The sequence below is a fragment of the Mesorhizobium sp. M4B.F.Ca.ET.089.01.1.1 genome (assembly GCF_004022605.1).
GTDB lineage: Bacteria > Pseudomonadota > Alphaproteobacteria > Rhizobiales > Rhizobiaceae > Mesorhizobium > Mesorhizobium abyssinicae.
In genome coordinates, this window is record NZ_RZOS01000664.1 from 1 (window position 1) to 2,316 (window position 2,316).

The window sequence follows — 2,316 nt, forward strand, 5'->3', positions numbered from 1 at the left end:
CCGTAAGGACGGGGAGAGGGTAACGCCGGCGTTGCAACCAGCCCCCTTCTCCCCGTCACTATACGGGGAGAAGGTGCCGGCAGGCGGATGAGGGACGGCGCGGCATGTCAAAAAACAAGCAGCCAAAACCTCAATGGCTCACCATCGTCGGCATCGGCGAGGACGGTGTAGCGGGTCTCGGCGACGAGGCCAAGCAGCACATAGCGCAAGCCGAATTCATCTTCGGCGGCAAACGGCACCTCGCGCTCGTCGCATCCTTGGCGACGGGTGAGAGCCGTGCCTGGCCGACACCATTCGACACCGAAATGGGCGATGTCCTGGCGATGGCCGGCAAAAAAATCTGCGTGCTTGCGTCCGGCGACCCGTTTTTCCACGGCGTCGGCGTCACGCTGGCGCGCAAGGTGAAACCCGAGCAAATGCGGGTGCTGCCGGCGCCTTCATCGCTGTCGCTGGCGGCAGCCCGGCTGGGCTGGGCATTGCAGGATGTCGAGGCGATCTCGCTCCACGCCCATGCGATCGACCTGATCCGCCCCCTCCTCCACCACGGCGCGCGCATCCTTGCGCTGACATCCGACGGCGATGCGCCGGCGGCGATCGCCGGGCTGCTCGACGAACTCGGCTTCGGTCCATCGCGGTTGACCGTCCTCGAAGCGCTCGGCGGCCCCGATGAAGCGCGCCGAAGCGCACGCGCCGACAGCTTCGATCTCGAGAACATCAATCCGCTCAACGTGCTGGCGCTGGACGTTGAATCGACACCGGATGCCCGTGTCCTGCCGCTTGCGTCGGGGCTTGCCGACCACCTGTTCGAGCATGACGGCCAGATCACCAAGCGCGAGATCCGCGCCATGACGCTGTCGGCGCTGGCGCCGCGGCGCGGCGAACTGCTGTGGGACATCGGCGCCGGCTCAGGCTCGGTCGGCATCGAATGGATGCTCGCTCACCCCTCGCTGCGCGCCATCGCCGTCGAGGCCGACCAGGAGCGCGCCGCCCGCATCCGCCGTAACGCCTCGCATTGCGGCGTGCCCGGTCTTGTCGTGATCGAGGGCCCGGCGCCCAAGGCGTTCGCCAGACTGGAGGCGCCGGACGCCATCTTCATCGGCGGCGGCGGCAGCGACGCCGGCGTGCTGGAGAAAGCCATCATGGCTTTGCGGACGGGCGGCCGCCTCGTCGCCAATGCCGTGACGCTGGAGATGGAGGGATTGCTCCTCGCCCAGCATAACAAGCACGGCGGCGATCTCATCCGCATCGCCATCTCCCGGGCCTCGCCCGTCGGCTCGATGCAAGCCTGGCGGCCGGCCATGCCGGTCACACAGTGGAGCTGGGTGAAGCCATGATGGTCGCGGGCATCGGCAGCCGGAAGGGCGTGACGGCGAGCGACGTGCGCGCCGCCGTCGAGACTGCGCTCGAAGCGCATGGATTGGCAATGACGGCGCTTTCGGCCCTGGCGACCGGTGAAATCAAACGCGACGAGGAAGCGATCTTCCTCGCCGGCAGCGACCTCGCTTTGCCTGTGATCGTCGTCTCGAACGATGCCATGCGAGCCGTATCGTCCGGCGTGCTCAGCCACTCCATTCTCTCGCAGTCGAAGGCCGGCACGCCGTCGGTTTCGGAGGCCTCCGCGCTCGCCGCTGCCGGCAAGGGCGCGAAACTGCTCGGGCCGCGCACGGTGCTCGGTCCTGTCACCTGCGCCATCGCGCTCGGCGGAGATGCCGCATGACCGTTCATTTCATCGGCGCCGGACCGGGCGCGGCCGACCTCATCACTCTGCGCGGCAGCCGGCTGCTGGCCTCCTGCCCTGTGTGCCTCTATGCCGGCTCCATTGTTGCGCCCGAACTGCTCGAACATTGCGCGCCGGGGACAAAGCTGATCGACACCGCGCCGATGTCGCTCGACGAGATCGAGGCCGAATATGTCGCCGCCCACAGGGCCGGCGACGATGTCGCACGCCTGCATTCCGGCGACCTTTCGGTGTGGAGCGCGGTGGCCGAGCAGATCAGGCGTCTGGAGAAGCACGGCATCCCCTACACGCTGACGCCGGGCGTGCCCTCCTTTGCGGCAGCGGCTGCCGCGCTGCGGCGCGAGCTCACCATTCCCGAACTGGCGCAGAGCCTGGTGCTCACGCGCGTCTCAGGCCGCGCCTCGAAGATGCCGCCGGGTGAAACGCTGGCCGGCTTCGGCCGCACCGGCGCCACGCTCGCCATCCACCTCGCCATCCACGCCATCGACCGCATCGTTGCCGAACTGACACCGCACTACGGCTCCGAATGTCCGGTCGCGGTCGTCTTTCGCGCTTCCTGGCCGGACGAGCGCGTGCTG

Annotated in this window: 3 protein-coding genes; all 3 read left to right on the forward strand. The window is 68.2% G+C overall.

The genetic code is table 11. The annotated features are described in order from the left end of the window. Positions 1-104: 104 nt before the first annotated feature. Entirely contained in the window at positions 105-1,334 is a 1,230-nt protein-coding gene (gene cbiE / locus EN780_RS32370) for a precorrin-6y C5,15-methyltransferase (decarboxylating) subunit CbiE (protein WP_128276305.1), read from the forward strand. After that, positions 1,331-1,717 carry a cobalamin biosynthesis protein gene (locus EN780_RS32375; RefSeq protein ID WP_127283359.1) on the forward strand — a complete coding sequence of 129 codons (387 nt, stop codon included), beginning with the start codon at positions 1,331-1,333 and terminating at the stop codon, positions 1,715-1,717. The genes cbiE and EN780_RS32375 overlap by 4 nt, the downstream gene beginning before the upstream one ends. Further along, positions 1,714-2,316 (forward strand): precorrin-4 C(11)-methyltransferase (gene cobM / locus EN780_RS32380; protein WP_128276306.1); only part of this gene is annotated, 603 nt, incomplete at its 3' end. The genes EN780_RS32375 and cobM, both read left to right, overlap by 4 nt.